Origin of the sequence: Streptomyces sp. NBC_00353 (genome assembly GCF_036108815.1) — a bacterium.
Taxonomy (GTDB): domain Bacteria; phylum Actinomycetota; class Actinomycetes; order Streptomycetales; family Streptomycetaceae; genus Streptomyces.
Genome location: NZ_CP107985.1, coordinates 1,101,476 through 1,125,006, shown reverse-complemented (window position 1 = coordinate 1,125,006; position 23,531 = coordinate 1,101,476). Strand labels below are relative to the sequence as shown.

Below are 23,531 nucleotides of genomic sequence, written 5' to 3'. Positions count from 1 at the left end.
CGATCTCACGAACAGAGCTGATAGTTTGTGAGATGTGAAGACCGAGCTGGTGAAGCGGGCGTTCAAGTACCGCTTCCACCCGACGAACGAGCAGGCAGCGGAGCTGTCGCGCACGTTCGGGTGTGTGCGCAAGGTCTACAACCTGGCGTTGGAAGCCCGCACGGTGGCGTGGTTCCAGCGTCAGGAACGGGTGAACTACAACGCTACGTCGGCGATGCTGACGCAGTGGAAGAAGACTGAGGAGCTGGCCTTTCTCTGTGAGGTGTCGTCGGTGCCGCTGCAGCAGACGCTGCGGCATCTGCAAGGGGCGTTCTCGAACTTCTTCGAGGGCCGGGCGAAGTACCCCCGGTTCAAGTCGAAGAAGAGGAACCGCCGCTGTGCGGAGTACACCAGGTCGGCGTTCACCTATCGAGACGGTGCGCTGACGCTCGCGAAGATGAAGAGTCCACTGGCGATCGTGTGGTCCCGGCCTCTCCCCGAGGGTACGGAGCCGTCCATGGTGACCGTGTCCCAGGACAGTGCGGGCCGCTGGTTCGTGTCCATGCTGTGCGAGGATGCATCCGTCAGACCCTTTCCGGCCCTGGACACCGCTGTGGGTATCGACGCGGGGATCACTACTCTGGTGGCGCTGTCCACTGGCGAGAAGATCACCAACCCCCGGCACGAGCGCCGGGACCGCACGCGTCTGGCCAAGGCCCAGCGGGTCCTGGCGAAGAAGGAGACGGGCTCCCGCAACCGGGACAAGGCCCGCATCAAGGTCGCCAAGGTGCACGCCCGGATCGCTGACCGGCGCCGGGACTTCCTGCATCAGCTCACCACTCGGCTCGTTCGTGAGAACCAAACGATCGTGATCGAGGACCTGACCGTCCGCAACATGGTCAAGAACAGGAGTCTGGCCCGCGCCATCTCGGACGCGGCCTGGACGGACATGCGGTCCATGCTGGAGTACAAGTGCGCGTGGTACGGCAGAAACCTGGTCGCCATCGACCGCTGGTTCCCCTCCACCAAACTGTGCTCCGCATGCGGCACTGTCCAGGACAAGCTGCCGTTGAACGTCCGCGAGTGGACGTGCGGCTGCGGTGCGGCGCATGACCGCGACGTGAACGCGGCATGCAACATTTTGGCCGCCGGACTGGCGGTTACAGCCTGTGGAGCGGGTGTAAGACCTCAACGGGAGTCCTCCCGGACGGGGCAACCTGCTGTGAAGCAGGAACCCCTCACTGCGAAGTGAGGAATCCCCCTCGTTCACGAGGGGGAGGATGTCAAGGGTCGTCATCGTGCCCAGTGTTCCCAGTGAGTGAGTGAGGGGACTCTCTCTTTCACCACAGCCGACGCACTCTCAGGTTCACCGTCTCAGTGGCACCCCGGCAGAACGCAACCGGATGTTTGGGTTCCGCCCCGGTCATGGTCGTGCCTGCGGATCTGCGGGACGGATGCGTGGACGAGCAGCGCGGACATGTGGCACGTCGACGGGGAGCATCTCCGGTTCGGCTCAACGTGGCGCCCCGACATGTCCCGTTCTATGGTCGAAGCTGACGGCCGGAGCGGGGCGTGAGCAGCGTCTGTGACGGTAGTTGCGATCGGCGCTGCTCCAGGAACAAGCAGGCCTTCATGGCCGAGCTGCTGGACTTCCTCAAGGGCTGGCCACCACCCACCCCAGGCCTGGCGACGCATTCGTGCCTTATGGACGACTGTCCGCCACCGGCCGGAACGACATACCAGGGGAGTCTTGGCATGAACGACCCCGGCTACACCAGCGAGAGCACCGCACTGCTTGTGGTTGACCCGTACAACGACTTCTTGTCCGAGGGCGGGAAGCTGTGGCCGCGAACAAAGGCGGTTGCCGAGCAAGTCGGTCTCCTCGACCACATGCGCCAAGTCTTGGCAGCCGCCCGTGCCTCCCGACTGCGCATCATGTTCGTGCCACACCGGCGGACTTCCCCGGGCGACTACGACACGTGGGCGTACCTGTCCCCCTCCCAGGAGGCAACGCACAAGGGGCAGGTCTTTGCCGCGGGTACGTGGGGCGGGGAGTTCCACCCGGACTTCCAGCCGCGCGAGGGAGAACTTCGCGTGCACGAACACTGGTCCGCCAGCGGCTTCGCCAACACTGACCTGGACTTCCTGCTGAAACAGCATCATGTCTCAAGGATCGTGCTGATCGGCATGCGGGCGAACACCTGCATCGAAACCACCGCGCGTTTCGCCCAGGAGCTCGGCTATCACGTCACGCTGATCAAGGACGCCATCGCCGCCTTCCGCCCTGAGGAGATGCAAGCGACGTTCGAACTCAACGCTCCCACCTATGCCCACGCCATCCTCACAGCGGAGGAATTCATTTCAGGGCTGCCCCATGGTGCAACCAGTCCCTGAGAGCATGACCGGGAATGCCGTCACCATGGATACCTGGCTGCTCTCATGTCTGGGCCACGGGGAGACCGCCCCGACCGGGAACCCCTGCGCCACCGCCGGACGAAGCACTCGGTACGACAGCGGCTTCCGACACCAGGCTCTGTCGGCCGCGGACCGATGTGGGAAGGAACTCAGTGCACGGCATTGAGTCTCGTGTCCTGACTCACCATCGAAAGTCGGCGTATTAGCGTGGCATCGGTGGGGATGGTCCGCTCGACCAGGGAGATGCACCGATGGCCACGCTCATCGCGGTGAATGTCGGGATGCCCCGGGATGTTCCCTGGAAGGGCCGAGTGACGCATACGGGTGTGTGGAAGCAGCCGGTCACGGGCCCGCGGATGGTCAGGAAACTGAACATCGACGGAGACGGCCAGGGCGACCTTGCCGGTCACGGCGGGCCGTACCGGGCAGTGCTGGTGTACCAGGTGGACTCCTATAGGCACTGGCAGAAGTACCTGCACCGCAACGATTTCACTCATGGCCAGTTCGGTGAGAACTTCACCGTGGACGGCCTGCCCGACGACGAAGTGTGCATCGGCGACCAGTACCGCATCGGCGATGCGCTGTTCGAAGTAACGCAGCCCCGGGTGACTTGCTACCGCGTAGGCCTTCGCATGGACGAAGCGCAGATGCCCGCCCTGCTGGTCGCCCATGGACGCCCCGGCTTCTACTTCAAGGTGCTGGCCGAGGGTTCCGTCCAGGCCGGAGACGAGATCGTCAAAGTCTCCACGGGGCCGGAAGCCATGACCGTCGCGGAGATCGACGCGGTCCTCTACAAACCCGGGCGCGCGCGTTCCCAGGTGGAGCGGGCCCTCCGCATTCCCGCGCTCAGCCCCGGCTGGAAGTCATCCATGCAGTCGCTTCTGGACGACTATGACTCGAAGGGCTGGTCAACAGGCAACACGGGAGGCAATACGGGCCTGACGTCCGCCGCGACCAGCCCGCCGCCGGCCTGGCCGGGCTTCCGTCCCCTGGTGGTCACGCGCATCGCCCCGGAGAGCAGGAGCATCTTCTCCGTCTCCCTCGCTGCCACCGACGGCAGTCCACTTCCCGCAGCGCTGCCCGGCCAGTTCGTCACAGTCCGGATGCGCCCCGATCCACAGGGCGCGCCGGTTATTCGCAGCTATTCCCTGTCCGGTCGCCCCGGAGACGCGCAATACCGGATCAGCGTCAAACAGGAACCCCATGGTGTGGGCAGCAGTTACTTGCATCAACACGTCGCGGTCGACGACGTCCTGGATGTGGCTGCCCCGCGAGGCACATTCACCCTTGCCAGAGACGAGGCAGCCATCGTGCTGGTCTCCGCCGGCGTCGGGGCCACTCCGGTGCTCGCGATGCTCCATGCGCTGGCCGACACCCTTGATGCTCGCCCGGTGTGGTGGGTCCACGGAGCTCGGGACGGCGCGGAGCATCCTTTCGCCCACGAAGCAAGCACCCTGCTGTCGCGCCTTCCGTCCGGCCGACGGCATGTCTCCTACAGTCGCCCGCGCGACGACGACAGTCTCGGCGACGACTACACCTCCACCGGCCGGCTCACCGCTCAGTTGCTCGAGGGCCTTGAATTCCCGTCGGACGCAAACGCCTACATCTGCGGTCCGGTGGGGTTCATGGACGACATGACAAAAGCACTCGTGGACTGCGGCCTGGACCCTGCACGGATCCACACAGAGACCTTCGGATCCGTTACCGCGATTACGCCCGGAGTGGTCCCGACCGATGTGCCGTCCCCCCATCCGCCCGCTCATCCACCCGGACCAGGCACCGGCCCCTCCGTCTCTTTCGCCCGCAGCGGTCTGACCGTTCCCTGGGACCCCGGCTACGGCACACTCCTGGAACTCGCCGAGGCATGCGACGTCCCAGTGCAGTGGTCGTGCCGCACCGGTGTCTGTCACACCTGCGAGACCGCAGTCGTGTCCGGCCGTGTCGACTACTCTCCCGACCCCATCGACCTACCGGCCGAGGGCAACGCGCTCATCTGCTGCTCACAGCCACCCGCGGATCTCATCCTCGATCTGTGACTCTCTCTGCTGCCGCCGGGCTTGCGTCACCTTGCGGGCCACCTGCATCCGTCGACAACCGATGAGTGCAAGGCGGCGCGCCGGAGTGGGTGCGGCACGAAATTGTCGCGGCCAGGTACTTCTGCATGCGGGGCATCCAGAACGCGTCCTGGATGCCCTGAGACACCGTGGCCCCTGGGCGATCGACTCCGCGCCTTCGGGTCGTCGTCAGCCGTCCGTCAGGTATTGCGTCGTCCCGGTCCGCCATCAGGGGAGCCGGCGTCGCAGTCGTCGGCCGAGGAGGATGGCACCTGTGCCGACGACCAGGGACGCCCCGGCGATGCCGGCCTCGGCGCGCGCGTCATACACGGACCCGGTGGTCGCCAGGGACGATCGGGCGGGGGAGGAAGCCGCGGCTGCCTGCAGGATCAGGTCGGCGACCGCCTCGGGGTGGGCGATCAAGGACACATGGGAGGAGTTGATCTCCACCGTGTGCGCACCGGCGCGCTTCGCCTGGAAGCGTTCCTGATCCGGGTTGATGGTCTTGTCCTGCCGGCCGACGAGTGCCCAGGACGGGATGTGCTTCCAGGCCGCGACCTTGGCCTTCTCGGAGAACGCGGTCGTAGCGACGGGCCGCTGGGTGACCCCCAGCAGATTGGCCTCGCTCTTCGGCAGGTCGGCGGCGAAGACCTGGTGGACCTTGTCGCGCTTGAGATACAGGTCGGTCCCGCTGCGGCCGCTTTCTCGATACGGGACAGACCTGGTGGCGGTGCTCAGTTCGCTGGGGAACCGTGCGGCCAGGGACATGCCGCTCTCGCCCACGTCGGGCATCAGAGCCGACACGTACACCAGCGACTTCACCCGGGGGTTGTCGGCCGCGGCCGAGCTGATCACAGCGCCGCCGTAGGAGTGGCCCACCAGCACGACCGGGCCCTTGATGCTGTCCAGTACGGACGCGATGTAGGTGGAGTCGTTGTACAGGCCGCGCAGCGGGTTGGCGGGCGCGATGACGGTGTATCCGCTGCGCTCGAGCCGTGAGATGACCCCGTCCCAGCTGGATCCATCCGCGAACGCCCCATGCACCAGGACCACGGTGGGTTTCGCACCGGAAGTGGCGCCGTCCGCGGTGGTTGGGGCTGCTGCGTACACGCACAGGGCCAGGGCACATCCAGCCACGGTGACGTGTGCACGCAGTATTCGATGCCGTCCGCCGGAGATCGCCAATGCGGTCATGCCGTTCTCGCTTCCCTTGAGGCCTGGACCACCTCAGCGTTCACGCCTTGTCGCTGTTGAGCCCGGCCGCGCCGTCCAGCTGGGTGAAAATGGCGGGGCAGCAGAGTGGAGTGGGTGGGTCGGAGCCGGCTCCCGTGACCGCACATGGCTACGGGAGCCGGCCAGGCCCAGGCGCAAGCCCCGGGCTGCGGAGAGCCCGGGAGTGAGCAGCGGCAAGGGGCGGGTGCCGCGGAAGGTGAGGTGCGGGGCAAGCGCTCAGCTCGGGATGAGTGCGTCCCACTGATCTCGGGTCGGTCCGTCGTGCTTTGGCGAGAAGTCTGGGTGGGCAGCCAGCCAGGCGGTGACGTGTCGGTCCACTTCGTCGGTGCCGTAGGCGTCGTCGGCTGGTCGCAGGAGATGGCGTACCTGGGCTCGGGCTCTCATGACGACGGGATCGTCAAAGGCGCAAGCGGTCAGGGCGGCAGCCCGCCGATCTGCGGGTGGTGAGCCATCGGCGAGGCGTTGCTCGTCGGCGCGGTCGGCCGTCACCTGCGCATCGAACCAGGGGCGGAGGGCCTTTGCTGTCCAGGTGTGGTAGCCGATGAGGTCCGCGGCGATCTGGTCGACATGAGTGGCGAGGTGCTGGGCGGTACGCAGGCCGAGGGCCGCGCCATGACCAAAGGTGGGATTGGTGTGGATGAGGCTGTCCCCGGCGTTGACCAGGCCGGTGACGACAGGTCCGTCATCGTCGGCGAGGGCGGTCCAGCGGTTGTCCAGGCCGGCCATCGCCAGGACGGCTGACTGCGGTTCGGGGGCCAGGTCGAGCCAGGCGGCGGTTGCGGGGAAGCGGCGAGCGACGGCCTCGAACACGGCAGGGTCGGTGAGCGCGCCGCGGGTCGGATCACCCGTGGAGAGCACCAGGCTCACCGCGAAGGTGTCGTTGTCGGAAGGGAAGACGCCGGCGAGCGCGAACGGTGCGGCCGAGCCGGTCTTCACTCGCCCGGGGGCACGCGGGCCGTCGGTACGCAGGCGGTACCAGCGGCACAGATAAGCGATCCCGGTGCGGTGGCTGTCGACCACGGGCGGGCGGCAGCCGGCCGCGATCAGCCAGGCGGGAACCGGCGAGCGACGACCGGACGCATCGACGACGAGGTCCGCCTGGTGCATCTCCGTGCCCACCTGCACGCCGGTGACCCGGGCAGGACGGCCCTCCCCGATGGTGAGGGCGCGCACCCGGCAGCCTCGCCGCACCTCAACGGAGCGTTCCCGCCGCACGGCCGCGGTCAAGGCGGCCTCCAGCACGATGCGGCGGGTACGCAGGGTCACCAAGTCCTCATCGCCGGCCCGATGCGGCGGATGCTCACCGAACCAGTCGAACTCGTGGTACTCCCAGGCTCCACGTGCCAGCAGGTCCGCGTAGACATCAGGGGTCTCGGTGCGCAATACAGTGCGCACAGGCGCGAGGAGAGAGTGGGGCTGGATGGCCTGCGGGACTCGGGGCCTGTCCCAGTGGAAGAAGTCCCGGTTCAGGTCCTCTCCGGTCTCCCGTGCGTCCTGCTCGAACAACGTGACCATGTGGCCCCGCCGGCCAAGCATGAGCGCCGTCCCCAGCCCGCAGATACCCCCACCGATCACCGCAACCCGCGCCACTGAGCTTCCCTTCGCGTCGTGTTGCGGAATGAGCCTACTGCTCGGCGATCTCCGGTCGGGAACCGGCGCCGTGCGTCGCGGGGCGGGGGCGGGGCAAGGCAGCGACCGGCGCCAAGTCGAGCTGCTTGCAAGACGTACGCACGTCCCCGTCCGCGTTGCGGATCGCGAGGTACGTGCGGCGCTTCACCATGCTGGTCGACGGCCGTCACTGGTTCGCCGCTCTGCTGGACCATGCCCCCGTGCCAGCAGCGTCGCCGGACGGTGACGGCCCTGACGTCATCGGTGTGGTGTCACCCCCTCATGCGCCATGGATCTGTCGGGCGCGCATCGGAGGCCGGCCGGGGCTGCACTGTCGGGCCGGGTTGGTGAGTGTCTCGTCGTCAGGGTGGGCCGAGGCGGTGCCGACGGCTCCGTCTTGGTGTGCGAGGAGGGCGCGATCGGGCCGCTGCGGCGGCCGGGGCGGCGGGGGTGAGCGTCGGTGACGCTCGTTCAGGGACATGAGGAGCGGCTTTGGGCACTGGGATCCGGCGGCATGCTGCCGAGAGGGTGAGCGGTGCCACGAAGTCACCCAGAAGGCCTAGTCGTATGTCATATAGGCCTACTTATAAGCGTTTTGACGATGTATCAGATCTCGCCGATACGCCCGATCGGCCCCCTGGAGTCACGCTTTACGCATATCCGACATGACAGGTAAAGGTCCCATAAGTACGTTCATTTCAGGCCGGTTGCCCGGCCGACCCTCAGAGACAAGGGAGAATGACATGACGACGCGTACCGTCGCCGTGACCGCCGCCGCAGTGGGCGCCGCGGTCCTCGCCACTACCGGTATCACCTATGCCTCGGCCGCTGGTTCCCCGCAGGCCGCTCCGTCCGTCCAGCAGGCCGCGCCGGCCGTCCAGCAGGGTGCCCCTGCGGCGGCTCCGCTCGGTGGCGAAGGCGGGAACGCAGGCGGGAACGGGGGTGGGAAGGGTAATGAAGGAGGCGGCTACGGGGGTGGCGGTGGCTACGGTGGTGGCCACGGCTACAAGTACGAAGGCCGGATCTTCATCAACGAGCGGTCGTACTCCGCGCGCTCGGAGGAGGGCTGCATCACTGTGGTCAGCGGGCTGGGCTCGCGGAGCTTCAACGTTCGCAACGACAGCCACAGGAGTGTAGAGCTCTTCCGCGGGGCGACCTGCGACAACGGCTCCCCGGTCGCCACCATCGGCCCCTGGAGCACCAGCAACGGAGTCTTCACCCGCAAGGTCCGCGGTGGCGTGAAGGTTCGCAATGGTGTCGTGGGCAGCTTCCGAGTGGTCCGGGACCACTACGGCAACAAGTGGTAACAGTTCCATCCGCATCACATGGAAACCCCGGCCCGTCGGAATCGGGCCGGGGTTTCCGGCGCGGGGTGAACCCCTCGCCGGATGTACGGATGCACAGATGCACAGATGCCAGGCGGTCGCACGCGTGTCCGGCCTGCGCCCGGTGACCCCATACACCCTCTACGCGATAATAAGCGTTCACCGGCTTCCCCGCGTGTCGCGGCAGCCGGCCCCGCTCGGCTGCAGCCCTGCGAACCCCATTCCTGGGCCTGTGCTCGACCGTCGGCACCGCTCATTCGGACGCGGTGTTCGAGCCGGCCGGCTGCGGCGGGCACTGGTCGGGGTGCCACTTCGAAGTCGTAGAGTTTGCGTCTCATGGCCGCAGGAGCGGGAAGTCGGCTTGGTGCCACAGCTCGCGGATTGCAGCGGCCTGCGGCTGGGAGGGGCTGTCTGACGTGCCCCAGGTCCGGACGCTGCTGGTGGAGTCGTTGATCGGCTGCCAGCCGGGGTCACCATTAGTAGCGAAGCCGACCCATGCGTTCAGCATGCGCCGGGACAGCTGATGGTCTTCAGCTCTTGGCGGACCGCTGATGAGGAACTCGACGCTCTTGGCAGTGAGGTTGCCGAACGCGAAGGGGATGTCCGCGCAGTGCCAGGCGAACACCGCTCCTTCTGGACCGTTGCGCTGACGGGCGAAGCGGGACATGAAGGTTCGGCCGCCGGATTGAGCGTGCCGCTCAGCGAGCCGAGCGCTGTACTCGCTGAACTGCATGTCACCAAAGATCGCGAGGTAGATGTCGAGGGTGGGGGCGAGGGGCATAAGCGCGCGGTAGCCCGGCACCAGGGTGTCGGGGAGGTGGAAGTCCTTCGCGAAAAGCGCGAGTTGGTCGTCGGTGGTGACCTTCGCGCTGCTGCCGACGGCATCGAGCAGCCAGTACTCCTGCGTCGTGTGGCAGACCAGCAGGTCCACCTCGCCGGCGGATCCGGCGGCTGTCGCGGACAGCGGATCGTTGGGCAGGATGCCGTCTCCGGCGACAGGACCGTATATCACGGGGTCGTAGTGGCGGTGCCCGGACAAGGAGTCCTGCCGGTAGTCATCGACGACCCGATCGGAGGCAGCGACCAGCGCGTGCGGAGCGGCGGACACCAAGGCATCGGCCGTGAAGGGGATGCCGGCGCCCTCAGCAACCTTCCGGGTGGTCTCAGCAGCGAGTTCGATCGAATAGCAAGGGCCAGCAACGCTATGGGCTATGACACGCCGGAACAGACCGCGGGCCTGTTCCATCACCATCAGGCAGGCGGCTGATGCGGCCCCGGAAGACTGCCCGGCCAGCGTGACGTTTGCCGGATCGCCGCCGAAAGCGGCGATGTTGTCACGCACCCACCGCAGCGCGGCGATCTGGTCGAGCAGGCCCCGATTTTCCGGGTAAGGCGGCTCGGTGCCGGGCGGAAGGTGACCGAAGCCTTCAAAACCGAGTCGGTAGTTGAAGGTCACCACGATCACACCGGCACGGGCCAGTGCGGTGCCGTCGAAATCGGGCTGCGCGGAGGACCCGAAGGTGTACGCACCGCCGTGGATCCATACCAGGACTGGCAAGGAACCACCGTCGGATGACGGAGCCCAGATGTTGAGCGTGAGGATGTCCTCGTCGCCGGGCGACCAGACAGGTGACCCGGGCAGTCTTGCCGACTGCGGGGCAATGGGGCCGAAATCCTTGCATTCACGGACCCCCTCCCATGCGCGGACCGGACGCGGTTCCCTGAACCGGTTGCCCCCGAACGGTGCAGCAGCGTAAGGAATACCGAGAAAGGCGACGACATCCGGAACCGGCCGATGGCCTTGTACCGAACCGTCTTTTGTCTTGCGCCTATCCACAGGGCTCCTTCACGCAGCATGGTGCCGACCGATCCAGCGACGGCCGCTCGGGTGGGAGATCGGCCACTGCCCTCAGCTTGTCAGCGGGGCCGGCCTCGGCGCCAACACCTGGATCGGTTCGATTGACGCACTTGCGATGTCAATCATCACCTTGTTCGGTAGCCTCTGCGGCTGACCATCTGCTGCGTGCCGCTCGCCTGACATCCCGCCATGTCACAGCATCAGCGACCGGTCCTGTTCAAGGAACTCCTTCCCGCCTGACGGTGACTCTGGCCGAGGTTCGGCATCGGACCGCGAACGATCGGATCCACGGACTCCCCACCCGTTGGTCCGCTCGACATGTGCGTGTCGCGCCCCTGCCACACGCTGTAAACATGACCAACGATGCTGAAGAGGTGTTCCACCCCACCCCCGTCGTCGTCCTCGGCGTCGTGCCGGACGACCCGCCGTACCGCATGGTGGAGATCAACGGGGAAATGGCCGGGGCTGCCTACGACATGCTGGATGTGATCAGGCTGGCGCACCGGGCAGGGGTGACCGATGTCGACCTCGACGATCCCGCGGTGGTGAGATGGGTCGGCGGAGCCAAGTACAAGTGGGTCCCCTGACAGGGCGGGTTCCTGACGTATCCGGCACACCGGCTCTTCGCCCCTGGCGTCAGCACGCGGTCCAGGACGTGCAGCCGAGCTCGTGCATGGCGACGAAGGAAGAGGGCCGGCCCGGGATGAACGGTGATGCGCTCTTCGGGTGGCCATAGCGACGGTGAGGGCTCCATGGCCCCCAACGGCGCGCCGCCTGATGCGGGCGCACCCGGCCGAACCTAGACTGACGAGCGCCCGAAAAGTCCTGAATCTGGAAGGTGTGGACCATGGCCAAGCGAGGGAACAAGCGACGTGCCCGCAAGAAGAAGAAGGCCAATCACGGCAAGCGTCCCAACGCCTGAGCCCGCCCAACAAATAGGCTTGTGAACCCCTTCCGGGCCCTTTGGAAGCCCTCGGTGCCGGGGCGGTCGAGTAGTCAGGCGGCGAAGGACTCCGGCGTGCGGTCTGGCAGGACGTCAACTTCCTGGCCGGCTTCGAATCCGACGAAGAGGGTTGTGTAGGTGCGGCCCCTGCGGGAGGCGGACTCGTCGACGCCGAGCACCCGCGGGGCCCGTGCCTGCGTCGGCAGTGACCTCACTGGTCCAGCAGTCGTCTGCGGCCTGTCATGAGGTGGATCTTCCGGCACGACCGTTGACGCCGGGACGGCCGCCGAGTTCCACCGTGACTGCGTGGAGCGACCTCTTCAAACCGAGGCTCAGCGTCCCCTGGTCGGTCTGGACCATGCCGACACGCTCTGACCTCTACGGCGGCGGGGTTTCGGCTGGTTCGCCAACGTATTTGCCGCCACGGCGGCAACGCCCCCTGCCGCAGTCGGGCCGGCCCCGACGGGAGGCGCAGGGCTGCGTGGCCGGTTCGAAACGATCTACGCCGATTCCGCAGTGAAGTCCGCGGACATGACCTGATCCGCTTGCCTTCGTGCGATGGCAAGCCCACCGAGCTGCTGGTCATGAGGAGATCACTCCCGTGATTCGCCGACCTCAGTCGCTCACGCCGGTCCGGCCACTCGGTGGGCGGCGGATCGCTTCTCACAGGGCCCGGCCGAGGAGCACTGGTGTCTCAAGGTCTGGCTGAGCGACTGGTCCTGGGAGAGGTGTCTGTTTGCGCGCCGTCGGGTGTCCAGCCGGATTCAAGGCGGTCGAGCAGGGTGTGGAAGGCAGCCGCCGCCCGGTCCCAGTCGCCGTCGGCGAGCGACCCGTAGAGCAGTCCGAGGATGGCGTCGACCACCAGGGTGGCCTCGTTCCTGGCGCGTTCGTCGGACATGCCGAGGCGGACGAAAAGGGGGGTGAGCAGATCCGTCCACTCGGTGATCAGGTCGCGCATGAGGGGCCCGTACCGGTCGGGGTGGAGCACGCTGGCCGTCATCAATTCGAACTGGAGTGGCATCACGGCCTGGCGGTCCGGACTGTGGAACTCCTCCCACAGCTCTTCCAGGAGGCGCCGCAGGCCCGCCGCGTCCTCGGGGGCGTCGGCGGAGTCGCTTACATCGCGAAAGCGCAGGAGCGGGCGTCGGTCATCCAGGGACAGTGCCTCCGCGACCATGCGCTCCTTGGTGCCGAAGTAATAGAGGAGCATGCGGTCGCTGGTGCCCAGCTCCCGGGCCAGCGGGCGCAGGGACAGGCTCGCCAGTCCGTTGCGGAGCACGTACGAGCGAACACGGCGCAGCAGGTCCGCTCGTTTGGCTGGGTCGGCCGGCCGCGGCATGAAGCCTCCTCGCCCCTGTCCGATTCATACCGAGCTTTACCGTAACACCCGCTACGTGTATATTTGAATGTAACGATCGCTACGCAAACCGCCGGGCGTGCAGGGAAGGGACTGATCGGCATGGCTGCCCAGGACGCCGCTCTCGGTAAGGCGGGTGTCTCCGAGGGCGCCCCGCCTTCGTGGTTCGCCCGCCAGCTGGCCCTGTGGTCGCTTGTCACGGAGCCCCTGCGGCCCCTGGGCGCTCCCCGCGCCCGGGCCACCGCCCGGGACGCGTCCTGGCCTCTGGCGCCGGAGCTGATCTCCGTCAGCCGTGCCCGCCGACTGGTGGTCGCACAAGTCGGCGAGTGGAGACTGAACGAGCTGGCCGACACTGTTGAGCTGCTGGTCAGCGAAATGGTCACCAACGCCCTGTGTCACGCACGCGGCCCCGTGCGGCTCAATCTCCAGGTCCGCGGCCCGCATCTGCGGTGCGAGGTCGAGGACACCAACTCCGACGGGCCGGTACGCCGCACCGTCTGCGCCGACGCGGAGGGCGGGCGCGGCATGGAACTCCTCGACCTGCTCGCCGAAGCCTGGGGCAGTTCCCGCACCGCCACCGGCAAGACCTTGTGGTTCGAACTGCCGCTCCCCGTACCCGCGCAGACCTGCCGGCCTGGCGGCCTCTGAGGCCCCGGTGGCGTCCTTGAGGGCTGGCCAGGAGGACGGCGATGGCGATCAGCATGCCGGCAAGGGCACGCGGCTTGCCGACCGGGCGAGGCGCTCTACCGGGAGCAGCCCCTGAAGGAGGGTGCGCCATTCGCCCTGGAGGAGACGGTCCCACTGGAGGGCGTGGTGCCCGAGCAGGGGCGGGCGACGGTGGTAGTCAGAGGGCGCGGTCCAGGAGCGCCAACAGTGCGGTCCAGTGGCGCTCGTCCGCAGTGCTGTCGTAGGCGGCGGTGTCGGCCTGGGTGAAACCGTGGTGCGCCCCGGGATAGATCTCGCTGTGGTGGCGTACGCCTGCTGCGGTGAGGGCCTCGTCGAGGCGGTTGATCTGCTCGGGAGGCAGCGAGGGGTCCTGGTCGGCGTGGCCGAAGTACAGCTCTGCGGTGATCCGGTCGGCGAGCAGGTGCGGGCTGTCGGGTGAGTCGGTGGCCAGACGGCCACCGTGGAAGCCGGCCACGGCGGCGACCCGCTCCGGGTAGGTGCCGGCGGTGCGCAGGGCCAGGCGGGCGCCCATGCAGTAGCCCGTGATGCCGACCGGCCCGTCGGTCGTCAGGGGGCAGGCGGTCAGCCAGCGCAGATAGGCGTCTGCGTCGCGCATCGCCAGATCGGGTGTCAGTGAGTTCATGATCGGGCCGATACGCTCGAAGATCTCCGGGCGGCGGACCGGGTCGATGACGTCGGGCAGTTCGACCACCGGGGCCCGCCCATGGCGGTAGAAGACGTTGGGGGCCAGGACGGTGTAGCCGGCCCGGGCGAGACGGTCGGCCATTTTCTTCAGGTGAGGGCGGAGCCCGAAGGCGTCCATGTAGAGCAGGACCGCGGGGTGGGGACTGCTGTCGTCGGGGTGGGTCAGGTAGGCATCGGCGACGCCCTCCTGGGTGGGGATGTCCACCGATGTTCCGCGTACGGCAGTCATGGGCGGTCTCCTCTCTCTTCCTGTTTCCCTCCGCGCGCGGGGCAACGAGGGGGTTTCGGGTGGTGGGCCAGTGGGGCGAGTGTCGCCAGTGGGACGGGTGTCAGGACAAAGGGGTATCGGCGATGCGTCGGAAGGCGCGGGCGAGCTCTGTTCGTCGACGGACCGACCCCGTTCGTCAACCGACCCCTTGGCCGGACTGATCCCTCGGATGTACTCGGGCGCTCAGTGCTTCTCGCCGGTTGAGCTATTAGCCCTGCTCTGCACGGTCCGCTCGACGTCCTTGCGGTCCAGGCGCTCGTCCCTCTCGTATGACGTGATCGCATCCTGAAAATCGCGTGCGAGATCGGGCCACGCGCACCAAGCCGTCTTCCGTGGTGTGTGCCACGACAACAAATGCTAGGTCGCCGTGGCAGGTCGTTCAGGTGTGCCTTCCCACGGATGACGCGAATGCTGCGGTGCGTGTACGCCAGTAGAGCTCCTGATCTCCAGGTCCCAGGATCACGTCACGTCCCGACGTAGCAGGGCCACAGTTGCCGTGTTCGAGGGCAGGTCGGGTCGGCGGGCCCTGAATTACGTCGAACTGCACACGGGGTTCGACGCCACGGACGACCGCGTCGAGCAGACCAGGAAGTGCCGACGGAAGGGCCCGCTCGCGGGCCTGGCGCGACGCGGTGCCGCTGAAGGCGGTGTCCTCGGAGAGACGTACAACCCAGCAGGCCGGCACCTGCGATCACCCTCGACGTGATCGCACCGACCGCGCCCACCCGCACACCGGACACACGGGCAGTGGCGGTGCAAGGGGAGACCCACTCCGAGCAATGCGCACCCTCACGCCCGCGGCCGGTGCGGGCGTGAGGGCATCCACCGCACCGGGTTGGGGGACTCCTCTCAAGGGACCGATCCGGTGGGTCGCAGGTAGCCGGGTCAGCGCTGCAGCGGCATCGTCCAGCAGTTGGAGGTGGCTGCCTTGCCCGAGAGGCGGTCGGTCAGCCAGGACACCGCATCGCCCTGGTCGGTGATGAGAGGCACGAGATGGTTGGTGAGGAGCTTGTCGCCGAGGTTCGGCAGGGCAATGGCCTCGTAGGTGATGTTGCCGCCCTTGCGGCACCAGTCCACGGCCAGTTGGCGGGCCTGCTTGTGGGGAACGATGTCGTCCTGAATGCCGGTTGCCAGGCGTACCGGGCCGGCGGGTTTGAGTGTGCCGATGCGCTGCTCGTCGAGAGCGGCCTGCGCCCGGGAGTCGGCTGCGATGATGTCGCCGATGGACTTGCCGCTGGTGGTCCATTTGGTGCTCTTGGTGAATCCGTAGCCGAAGATTGCATCGCCGACACACATGGTCGATGCGTCCTTCAGCGCGGCCCTGCCAGTGGTGTTGATGTTGGCCTCGACGATGTTCCGCAGGTCAGGGTCGGCCTGGGCGAAGCCGTTGATCGACCAGGCCAGCGCGCCGGCCAGGGCGCTGCCGTCGATGCCCTTCATGACCGAGGTCAGGTCGGCGGGTGGCGCGCCGGCGTAGGTACCGGCCAGTTTGACCTCAGGCGCGTACGAGGGCTGCAGCTCGGCGGCCGCGGCGCTGGCCCCTCCGCCTTGGCTGTAGCCGTACAGGGCGACGCGTGAATCGGGGGTGATCGACGCTCCTGGCACGGCGCGCGCAGCGCGCGCTGCGTCCAGCAGGGCCTGCCCCTGGTCGAGGCGGTTGACGTAGGTGTGGAGCCGGTCGGTGACGCCGAGGCCGACGTAGTCGGTGACGACTACCGCGGCACCGGTGGAGAGGAGGCGGTAGATGGCCAAGTCCTCGTAGCCGACCGACACCGTCTCGCCGCTCAGGGTGAGCGGGTACTGCAGTGCCAGCGAGGGTGCGCACTGATCGCCCTGGCCCATGGTGCCCGAGGCCACCGCCACCAGCGGCCTGGGCCCGTCACCCTTCCACGCCGCAGAGGGTTCGATGTACGAGCCGGTCACCGCGACGGGTCGCCCGTTGGAGTCGGTGGACTTGTACATGATTCGGGTCGCCGTGCCCGGCATCGGGCGGCCGTCCAGGCCCGGAAGACTCAGACCGAGTGGCAGGGGTTCGGTGCGGATCAGCCCGCCGTTTGCGGAGGGCAGTTCGGCGGGCGGGTTGTAGAAGGCGGGGATGGTCACTCCCCGGGACACCACGGGCGCCGACTCCTGGGTGGCGGAGGCGGGTACGGCGTACGTGCCCGTACAGGCCGCCGCGGCCACCAGGATGGCCAACACTCGCATGCTTCCTGGCCTTTGCCGGGGGTTGGGGGAACCCACCGGGTGCATGGTGCTGAAAGTGGAACGCGAACGGGTGCTCTTGCGGCTCACAGCTCACTCCTCGCTCTGCTCCGATGCAGGTGAGCGCAAGCTAGCAGCGCGCATTTACCGCAAGTAACTCCTCAGTAAGTTACGCTACGGTAACTATTGCTTCAGGCAACCACATCCGCCTGTCCACCTTTGTGTCGACGCGGTCCTCGCCGGTGTCGCGCCTGGTTCGACCCGGTCCCAAAGGAGGCTATCGAGGAGTCCGAACCGGTGCCGCAGCGCGTGTGTGTGACAACAACCATCCGTGTGTCTCACCGGCACGACGGCCTGGGCCTTGCAGCACCACGGCAGCTCATGGCGGGCGTTGTTCGGCACCTGGTGCCGCGGCGCTTCGGCATCGGTGACCACCTCGATGACCTGTCCGGCATCCCGGCGGCGCGTAGGGCTCCGACAGATCTCCCACGAGATCGCTGACCGCGACCAGGGCCTGCTCCAGGGCATCGGCCGGCTGCCGCAGCCGAGGAAGCGGGGCGACATCCGGGGGAGTGGCGGTGAAACGGCGCGGAACCCGGCTCGTGCCGCCGACCTGGTCAGCACGTGAATTCGGGGCGCAGGACGGGTTCGCGGCCGAGCAGGTCCTGGACCGCGCTGGTGGTGACCGCGGAGTAGTCCATGCGGCCCTCGTAGGTCTGCGTTCCGCGGTTCCGGCACTCCAGCCGGAACTGATGATCTGAAGCAGCCTCAGATGCCTGAGCCCCCGCAACCGTCCGGGTGGGGGCACGAAGTCGCCGCTCGGCAGGCCGTGCAGCTGGAGCAGCGCCGGCACCTCGCTGATCTTCCCGGACTCGCGGCACCAGGGCAGCAGGATCGCCGAGGAGAACCGCCTGCGTTCATTGCCGGGAGGGAGGATTTGGCGAGGTGGCGGGGCGGTGGAGCAGCCCAGTGACCAGTAGGTCGAGGTGTCGGCCGAGCATGGTGGCGAAGTCGATGCGGGATCCGGCCAGGCGTGGGTCCTCGGTCGCCGCCAGGACAGTGGGGGAGGGGTTGGCGAAGGGCCATAGGCCTGCGACAGCGACGGTGCACAAGGCCGCCAGTTCCCGGGCGGCGTCATCTCCCAGTTCGGGAATCCGGTCACTCACCAGGCCGGCGAAGCGTACCTGCGCTTCCAGATTGGACAGCTTGAAGTCACGGACGGATTCGAGGGAGACGTTGCGTTCCAGGACCGTGGCCAGTGCGCTCCACAGCTCGCACAGCAGCGGCCGCTGCGCCAGGGAAGCTGCGAGCGCGCTGCAGACGACACGATGCGGCGCAGACTGGGCTGGCGGCAGGTCGCGCTCGACGGTGTCCAGCCACTCCTGCTGGGAGCGGCGCAGGAGTTCGAGGAAGACCGCCTCGCGGGTCTCGAAGTAGCGCACGACGTTCGTCTTCGACAGCCCGACCCGGCGACTGAGTTCCCGCAGGCTGATCTCTGCGATCGGCATCTCACCGAGCAGGGCCTCGGCCGCGTCGAGAATCGTCTGCTTGCGAATCTCGATCTGCTCCGGTCGCCGGGCCCGCTGAAATGCGGCGCTCTCGGTCTGGCTCACGGCCGTCCTCCTCGGTATGGCTCGCGTTCAAAGTAGCAGACCCGTTGGCCTCTTGTTAAAGGTCCAGTGGGTTGTTACCTTGAATGACGTAGAGGGCCATTGGTCTCTTATTCGGTGGCCCTGCCGTCTCACGAAAGCGACACACCCCCCATGACCTCTTACGACAAGCTCTTCATCGGCGGACGCTGGACCGCACCCGCGGGCTCCGAGACGATCGAGGTGCGCTCCCCGCACGATCAGTCACTGGTGGGCCGGGTCCCAGGCGCATCCGAGGCGGACGTCGACCGGGCGGTCGAGGCCGCGCGGCAGGCCTTCGACCACGGGCCCTGGCCACGGACGACGCCGAGCGAGCGGCGCGCCGTCCTCGCTCGGTTCAACGAGCTGCACACGGCCCGCGGGCAGGAACTCGCGGCCCTGGTCACCTCCGAGAACGGCACCCCGCTGTGGTTCACCGGATTGCTGCACAACGGTGGGATCGCCGAGCAGACCGCCTCCTACCTGCGGGCCTCGGAATCCTTCGGCTGGGAGGAGCGCCTGGAATCCGGCACGACGATCCGCCGTGAGCCGGTCGGGGTGATCGCCGCGGTCATCCCATGGAATGCACCCCATCAGTCGGCTCTGGCGAAGATCGTCCCCGCCCTCCTCGCGGGCTGCACCGTCATCCTCAAGGCCGCGCCGGAGACCGCGCTCGATGCCCTGGTGCTCGGCGACATCTTTGCCGAGGCCGGTCTGCCGGAGGGCGTCCTCAGCATCCTGCCCGCCGGCCGGGAGGTCAGCGAGTACCTGGTCTCGCACCCGAGCGTGGACAAGATCGCCTTCACCGGTTCAACGACGGCGGGCCGCCGTATCGCGGCGATAGCGGGCGAGCAGCTCAAGCGGGTGAGCTTGGAGCTGGGCGGCAAGTCCGCCGCGATCATCCTCGAGGACGCCGACCTCGCTGCCGTGACCGAGGGGCTGAAGACTGCGTCTCTGGCGAACAACGGCGAGAGCTGCGTCGCCCACACCCGCATCCTCGCGCCCCGCAGCCGCTACGAGGAGATCGTTGCTGCGCTGGCAACGATGATCGAGGGCCTCACGGTGGGGGACCCCTCCGACCCTGCCACCTTCATCGGTCCCATGGTCCGCGCCGACCAGCAGCAGCGCGTGCGGAACTACATCGACCTGGGGATCAAGGAGGGTGCGCGTCTCGTCGTAGGCGGATCCGACGTGCCCCAGGGGCTGGAGGGTGGCTTCTACGTGCGCCCCACGCTGTTCGCCGATGTCGACAACAGCATGCGCATCGCCCAGGAGGAGATCTTCGGCCCCGTTCTCGTCGTCATCCCGTTCGAGGACGAGGAGGACGCCGTGCGGATCGCCAACGACTCCCCGTACGGCCTCGGCGGCGGCGTGTGGAGCGCCGACACCGAGAACGGAATGGAGGTCGCCCGCCGTATCCGCACCGGAACGTTCTCCGTCAACGGCGCCCACGCGGCGTTCGACGGGCCGTTCGGCGGCTACAAGGCCAGCGGTATCGGCCGTGAATTCGGGCTCGTCGGACTGGGCCAGTACGTCGAGTTCAAGACGATCAGCAGCTGACACGGCCGAGCGGAACAGCCGGGCAACCGGCCGGATGTGACCCGCTCACCGGAATGGCCCGAAGAGGAACCGGCCCTGGCCACTTCGTCGCACGGGCCGGCCCCGAACCACCTCGTTTCGGGTCCACGGCTCCACCTGTGAACAACATCGCTTGCGAGGCGCCGTCCCTCTGTGCGGCGCCACGCGAATCGGAAAGAAGAGAGCGAACCAAGATGATCGTGTACGACAAGCTCTACATCGGCGGCGCCTGGACCGCCCCCAGTTCCACTGACCTGCTGGAGATCCTTTCTCCGCACGACCAGTCCGTTCTGGGCCGTGTCGCACAGGCCGCTCCGCAGGACATCGACCGGGCCGTGGCCGCGGCCCGTGCGGCGTTCGACAACGGACCGTGGCCGCGGACGGATCCCAAGGAGCGGCAGGAGATCATCCGTCGTCTCAACGCGCTGCGTGAGGCGCGAGCTGACGAGATCGCCGCGATGATCTCCGCGGAGAACGGCTCGGCCGGCTGGTTCACCAAGATGGGCCAGCCGTTCCTGACCCGGCAGATCAACTCCTATCTCAAGGCCGCCGAGGAGTTCGGCTGGGAGGAGATCGTCGATCCTTCCGACCCTGCAGCTCCGTACGACACCATCGTGCGCCGCGAGGCGATCGGCGTGGTCGCCGCGGTGATCCCGTGGAACTCGCCCTTCTCGGCGGCGATGGCGAAACTGACCCCGGCGCTGCTGGCCGGCAACACCGTCGTACTGAAGACCTCGCCGGAGAACTCGCTGAGCATGATGATGCTTGCCGAGCTGTTTGCCGAGGCCGGCCTTCCCGAAGGGGTGCTCAGCATCCTGCCCGCCGACCGCGAGACCAGTGAGTACCTGGTGTCGCACCGTGATGTGGACAAGATCGCGTTCACCGGTTCCACCCGGGCCGGCCGCCGGATCGCCTCGATCGCCGGCGAGCAGCTGAAGCGGGTCAGTCTCGAACTCGGCGGCAAGTCCGCCGCGATCATCCTGGAGGACGCCGACCTCGGCAAGGTCGTCCAGGGGCTGAAGTTCGGCTCGCTGGGCAACAACGGCGAGGCGTGCATCCTCCAGACACGCATCCTCGCGCCGCGCAGCCGCTACGAGGAGGTCGTCGCCGCGCTCAAGGAACTCGTGGAGTCGCTGAAGGTCGGCAACCCGGCCGACCCCGACACCTTCGTCGGCCCCATGATCCGCCCGGATCAGCAGGAGCGGGTGATCTCCTACATCCAGGTGGGCATCGAGGAGGGCGCCCGACTGGTCACCGGCGGCACGCAGATCCCCGCGGGGCTTGAAAGCGGCAACTACGTCACCCCGACCCTGTTCGCCGACGTCGACAACAGGATGCGCATAGCCCAGGAGGAGATCTTCGGCCCGGTGCTCGCCGTCATCGCCTACGACGACGAGGACGACGCGGTCCGGATAGCCAACGACTCCGAGTACGGCCTGTCCGGCGGCGTGTGGTCCGCCGACCCCGACCGAGCGCTGGAGATCGCTCGGCGAGTGCGTACCGGCACCCTCACCATCAACGGTTCCCCGATGAGCTTTGACGGACCGTTCGGCGGCTACAAGGCCAGCGGCATCGGCCGCGAGTACGGCAAGGTCGGCCTGACCGGATACGTCGAGCACAAGACCATCACCCGCGTCCGCTGAGGAGGCGGAGGCGCCGAGCCGGGCAAAGAGCCGGCCCGTTCCGCCCTTTCCCGGCTCGGCGTTCGCGCCCCGCACGAAAGCGGGGCCTCCATGGTTTCCGCGCCTGCTCGTCCGATCTTCGCCGTGGTCGCGGTCGGTGCAGGCGCGTCCGCCCTGCAGCCCTCAGGAGCGCTCGGCTGTCCGATAGCCGGCCGGGCATGGTCGACCAGCTGACCAGGAGCCGAGGCCACTCGGTGTGACAAGCGCCGATACGTCCACTCGGCACCGCAACCGCCCCGCGCCTCATCCGGTGTCGATCGTGATCGAAGAGACCTCCCCTAGCGGGCCTGGCCCGCCGGTACCGTCTGCTTGACGCCGGCAGCATCCAGCAACGCCGCTGCCGTGATCACGCCGATGCCGGCGAGCGCCTGGGACTGTACGACCACCCGGGCGCTCGCGCCGTCGAAGACGATCGTCAACTGCACGGCCAGGCTCTCCGGATCCTCAGCCTCGGCGGCGACGAGCTCGGCCCGGAAGAAGTCGGTCAGGTGCTGCTTGAAATGGCGCGCGACCACACTGCCCGGATGCCCGGGGTCCTTCAGCTCCACCGCTGCACTCACGAACGGGCAGCCAAGGAAGTTGCCCTCGGTAGTCATCTGATCCTGCCGTTCGAACACGGTCAGAATGCGCTCGCGCGGCGACCGCCCGTCGTCCGGGCCCGGGAGCAGGGCGGCCTCGTACGTCGGGCCGCGGCTGGCGAGGCTCTCCGCGATCACCTCGTCCTTGGACCGGAACAACTGGTACATCGACTTCTTCGAGACGCCGGCGGCCTTGCACAGCGCGTCCACGCCGATGTTCATGCCGTCGCGGTAGAAGAGTTCGCCCGCCGCTTCGAGCAGTCGCTCGCGGGGCGTCGCCGAGGTCGTCATGTCATTGAGGGTACCGGCTGGGCTTGCAGTCGGAAACAGATCGGTTTACCTTAGTGGAAACAGATCGGTTTCCATCTTTGTCTGGAGTCAAAGTGACCACTCTCGAAGGCGCCGTCGTACTCGTCACCGGCGGCAACCGCGGTATCGGCAAGGCCATCGTGGACGAGCTGCTCGCCCGCGGTGCGAAGAAGGTCTACGCCACCGCGCGGAACCCGCAGCCGAGCACCGACACCCGCGTCGTTCCGCTGGCTCTGGAGGTCACCGACCGGGCCTCGATCGAGGCGCTGGTGGCGGCCGCGCCCGATGTCACCGTGCTGATCAACAACGCCGGCGGCAGCTCACCGGACACCTACCTGGACGCACCGATCGAGGACATCAGGAACGTCTTCGAGACCAACTTCTTCGGCCCGCTGAATGTGACCCGGGCCTTCGTCCCGGTGATCGAGCGCAACGGCGGCGGTCACATCCTGAACGCGCACTCGGCACTCTCCTGGGTCGCTTTGCATGGCGCGTACTCCGCCACCAAGGCCGCGTTCTGGCTGCAGACCAACGCCATCCGGCTTGAACTGCTGGACCGCGGCATCGGCGTGACGGGCCTGCACATGGGATACGTCGACACCGACATGACCGCGGCGGTGACCCAGCCCAAGTCGAAGCCGGCGGACATCGCCAAGGAGGCGCTGGACGGGATCGAGAAGGGCGCGTTCGAGGTGCTCGCCGACGAGACCTCCCGTCAGGCCAAGGCCGCCCTGTCCGGCGACATCACCGACCTCTACCCGCAGCTCAGGGCCTGACCGGCGGCCGTCCAGCGCGCTGTCGCAGCACGTAGGCAGCCACCGGGACGCACGACATCGATCACTGCGTTCTCACAGCGTGACCACCCGGATCACACGAGATACTCAAGATCGAGTCGACGAGCAGGCCACGGCCACGCTGAAGGGCTGGTGGCTCCTGCGGAAGCTCCGCCGTAGCAGCCGCATCGCCGCATTCGTCAGTCGTCAATTCCACCTCGATCCGTGGAACTGACGACTGACGGCTCAGTTGCGTGCGAAGTCGAGCAGGTCGTTGTTGAACTGTTCGGCGAATACGGGGACCATCGCGAGGCCCGTGAGGGGCGCCGGGTAGACGTACGTCCCGGGCCAACGTGCTGCGCCCGCCGAC

At 67.5% G+C, this 23,531-nt stretch carries 19 protein-coding genes; 11 read left to right on the top strand and 8 right to left on the bottom strand.

Translation table 11 applies throughout. From position 1 onward, the window contains the following. Window positions 1–34 precede the first annotated feature (34 nt). The 3 genes from OHA88_RS05400 (at window position 35) to OHA88_RS05390 (ending at window position 4,430) form a co-directional block, all read left to right on the top strand. Complete coding sequence (locus OHA88_RS05400) at window positions 35–1,231, top strand: RNA-guided endonuclease InsQ/TnpB family protein (protein ID WP_328624460.1); 1,197 nt, start codon at window positions 35–37, stop codon at window positions 1,229–1,231. A gap of 380 nt (window positions 1,232–1,611) precedes the next feature. Further along, window positions 1,612–2,373 carry a cysteine hydrolase family protein gene (locus OHA88_RS05395; RefSeq protein WP_328624459.1) on the top strand — a complete coding sequence of 254 codons (762 nt, stop codon included), beginning with the start codon at window positions 1,612–1,614 and terminating at the stop codon, window positions 2,371–2,373. A gap of 272 nt (window positions 2,374–2,645) precedes the next feature. Continuing rightward, on the top strand, window positions 2,646–4,430 hold the full coding sequence (locus tag OHA88_RS05390; protein ID WP_328624458.1) for an MOSC and FAD-binding oxidoreductase domain-containing protein: 1,785 nt from the start codon (window positions 2,646–2,648) through the stop codon (window positions 4,428–4,430). A gap of 246 nt (window positions 4,431–4,676) precedes the next feature. On the opposite strand, the gene OHA88_RS05385 is transcribed toward OHA88_RS05390, so the two are convergent. Together OHA88_RS05385 and OHA88_RS05380 are read right to left on the bottom strand one after the other, a co-directional pair. Then, window positions 4,677–5,642 carry an alpha/beta fold hydrolase gene (locus tag OHA88_RS05385; protein ID WP_328624457.1) on the bottom strand — a complete coding sequence of 322 codons (966 nt, stop codon included), beginning with the start codon at window positions 5,640–5,642 and terminating at the stop codon, window positions 4,677–4,679. 255 nt (window positions 5,643–5,897) lie between these two features. Next, a complete protein-coding gene (locus tag OHA88_RS05380) occupies window positions 5,898–7,271 on the bottom strand; it encodes an FAD-dependent oxidoreductase (RefSeq protein ID WP_328624456.1) in 1,374 nt (457 codons plus the stop codon). A gap of 761 nt (window positions 7,272–8,032) precedes the next feature. Here OHA88_RS05380 and OHA88_RS05375 point away from each other — a divergent pair. Next, a complete protein-coding gene (locus OHA88_RS05375; RefSeq protein WP_328624455.1) occupies window positions 8,033–8,596 on the top strand; it encodes a hypothetical protein in 564 nt (187 codons plus the stop codon). Between the two features lie 352 nt (window positions 8,597–8,948). Here OHA88_RS05375 and OHA88_RS05370 read toward each other — a convergent pair whose 3' ends face one another. Then, window positions 8,949–10,451 (bottom strand): carboxylesterase/lipase family protein, encoded by a 1,503-nt coding sequence (locus OHA88_RS05370; RefSeq protein WP_328624454.1) that lies wholly within the window; start codon window positions 10,449–10,451, stop codon window positions 8,949–8,951. Between the two features lie 374 nt (window positions 10,452–10,825). Here OHA88_RS05370 and OHA88_RS05365 point away from each other — a divergent pair, with 374 nt between their 5' ends. Both OHA88_RS05365 and OHA88_RS44520 read left to right on the top strand, forming a co-directional pair. Further along, a complete protein-coding gene (locus tag OHA88_RS05365) occupies window positions 10,826–11,059 on the top strand; it encodes a hypothetical protein (RefSeq protein WP_326624538.1) in 234 nt (77 codons plus the stop codon). Between the two features lie 260 nt (window positions 11,060–11,319). After that, entirely contained in the window at window positions 11,320–11,394 is a 75-nt protein-coding gene (locus tag OHA88_RS44520; protein WP_100661309.1) for a 50S ribosomal protein bL37, read from the top strand. 715 nt (window positions 11,395–12,109) lie between these two features. Here the strand turns inward: OHA88_RS44520 and OHA88_RS05360 are convergent. After that, the gene (locus tag OHA88_RS05360; RefSeq protein ID WP_328624453.1) at window positions 12,110–12,754 is read right to left on the bottom strand and encodes a TetR/AcrR family transcriptional regulator; all 645 of its coding nucleotides are present in this window, start codon (window positions 12,752–12,754) and stop codon (window positions 12,110–12,112) included. Between the two features lie 120 nt (window positions 12,755–12,874). Between OHA88_RS05360 and OHA88_RS05355 the strand changes: the two genes are divergently transcribed. Further along, window positions 12,875–13,420, top strand: a complete 546-nt coding sequence (locus OHA88_RS05355; RefSeq protein WP_328624452.1) for an ATP-binding protein — start codon at window positions 12,875–12,877, stop codon at window positions 13,418–13,420. Between the two features lie 196 nt (window positions 13,421–13,616). Here OHA88_RS05355 and OHA88_RS05350 read toward each other — a convergent pair whose 3' ends face one another. Beyond that, window positions 13,617–14,372 carry a dienelactone hydrolase family protein gene (locus OHA88_RS05350; protein ID WP_328624451.1) on the bottom strand — a complete coding sequence of 252 codons (756 nt, stop codon included), beginning with the start codon at window positions 14,370–14,372 and terminating at the stop codon, window positions 13,617–13,619. 924 nt (window positions 14,373–15,296) lie between these two features. Next, the gene (locus tag OHA88_RS05345) at window positions 15,297–16,703 is read right to left on the bottom strand and encodes a lipase family protein (RefSeq protein WP_425901119.1); all 1,407 of its coding nucleotides are present in this window, start codon (window positions 16,701–16,703) and stop codon (window positions 15,297–15,299) included. Window positions 16,704–17,191: 488 nt separating this feature from the next. On the opposite strand from OHA88_RS05345, the gene OHA88_RS05340 reads away from it, so the two are divergent. After that, a complete protein-coding gene (locus OHA88_RS05340) occupies window positions 17,192–17,374 on the top strand; it encodes a hypothetical protein (RefSeq protein ID WP_328629957.1) in 183 nt (60 codons plus the stop codon). Between the two features lie 156 nt (window positions 17,375–17,530). On the opposite strand, the gene OHA88_RS05335 is transcribed toward OHA88_RS05340, so the two are convergent. Further along, complete coding sequence (locus tag OHA88_RS05335) at window positions 17,531–18,226, bottom strand: TetR/AcrR family transcriptional regulator (RefSeq protein WP_328624449.1); 696 nt, start codon at window positions 18,224–18,226, stop codon at window positions 17,531–17,533. 150 nt (window positions 18,227–18,376) lie between these two features. Between OHA88_RS05335 and OHA88_RS05330 the strand changes: the two genes are divergently transcribed. Then, window positions 18,377–19,801, top strand: a complete 1,425-nt coding sequence (locus OHA88_RS05330; RefSeq protein ID WP_328624448.1) for an aldehyde dehydrogenase — start codon at window positions 18,377–18,379, stop codon at window positions 19,799–19,801. A gap of 212 nt (window positions 19,802–20,013) precedes the next feature. Further along, window positions 20,014–21,462, top strand: coding sequence for an aldehyde dehydrogenase (locus tag OHA88_RS05325; RefSeq protein WP_328624447.1), 1,449 nt, complete (start codon window positions 20,014–20,016; stop codon window positions 21,460–21,462). A gap of 317 nt (window positions 21,463–21,779) precedes the next feature. On the opposite strand, the gene OHA88_RS05320 is transcribed toward OHA88_RS05325, so the two are convergent. Next, a complete protein-coding gene (locus OHA88_RS05320; protein WP_328624446.1) occupies window positions 21,780–22,370 on the bottom strand; it encodes a TetR/AcrR family transcriptional regulator in 591 nt (196 codons plus the stop codon). 92 nt (window positions 22,371–22,462) lie between these two features. Between OHA88_RS05320 and OHA88_RS05315 the strand changes: the two genes are divergently transcribed. Next, window positions 22,463–23,164 (top strand): SDR family oxidoreductase, encoded by a 702-nt coding sequence (locus tag OHA88_RS05315; protein ID WP_328624445.1) that lies wholly within the window; start codon window positions 22,463–22,465, stop codon window positions 23,162–23,164. Window positions 23,165–23,531: the final 367 nt, after the last annotated feature.

Bases quoted from the DNA above. Each gene is read 5' to 3' on its own strand.
- OHA88_RS05320 (WP_328624446.1), bottom strand. From the start codon at position 22,370: ATGACGACCTCGGCGACGCCCCGCGAGCGACTGCTCGAAGCGGCGGGC.
- OHA88_RS05365 (WP_326624538.1), top strand. From the start codon at position 10,826: ATGACCAACGATGCTGAAGAGGTGTTCCACCCCACCCCCGTCGTCGTC.
- OHA88_RS05350 (WP_328624451.1), bottom strand. From the start codon at position 14,372: ATGACTGCCGTACGCGGAACATCGGTGGACATCCCCACCCAGGAGGGC.
- OHA88_RS05325 (WP_328624447.1), top strand. From the start codon at position 20,014: ATGATCGTGTACGACAAGCTCTACATCGGCGGCGCCTGGACCGCCCCC.
- OHA88_RS05355 (WP_328624452.1), top strand. From the start codon at position 12,875: ATGGCTGCCCAGGACGCCGCTCTCGGTAAGGCGGGTGTCTCCGAGGGC.
- OHA88_RS05385 (WP_328624457.1), bottom strand. From the start codon at position 5,642: ATGACCGCATTGGCGATCTCCGGCGGACGGCATCGAATACTGCGTGCA.
- OHA88_RS05395 (WP_328624459.1), top strand. From the start codon at position 1,612: ATGGCCGAGCTGCTGGACTTCCTCAAGGGCTGGCCACCACCCACCCCA.
- OHA88_RS05390 (WP_328624458.1), top strand. From the start codon at position 2,646: ATGGCCACGCTCATCGCGGTGAATGTCGGGATGCCCCGGGATGTTCCC.
- OHA88_RS05375 (WP_328624455.1), top strand. From the start codon at position 8,033: ATGACGACGCGTACCGTCGCCGTGACCGCCGCCGCAGTGGGCGCCGCG.
- OHA88_RS05330 (WP_328624448.1), top strand. From the start codon at position 18,377: ATGACCTCTTACGACAAGCTCTTCATCGGCGGACGCTGGACCGCACCC.
- OHA88_RS05360 (WP_328624453.1), bottom strand. From the start codon at position 12,754: ATGCCGCGGCCGGCCGACCCAGCCAAACGAGCGGACCTGCTGCGCCGT.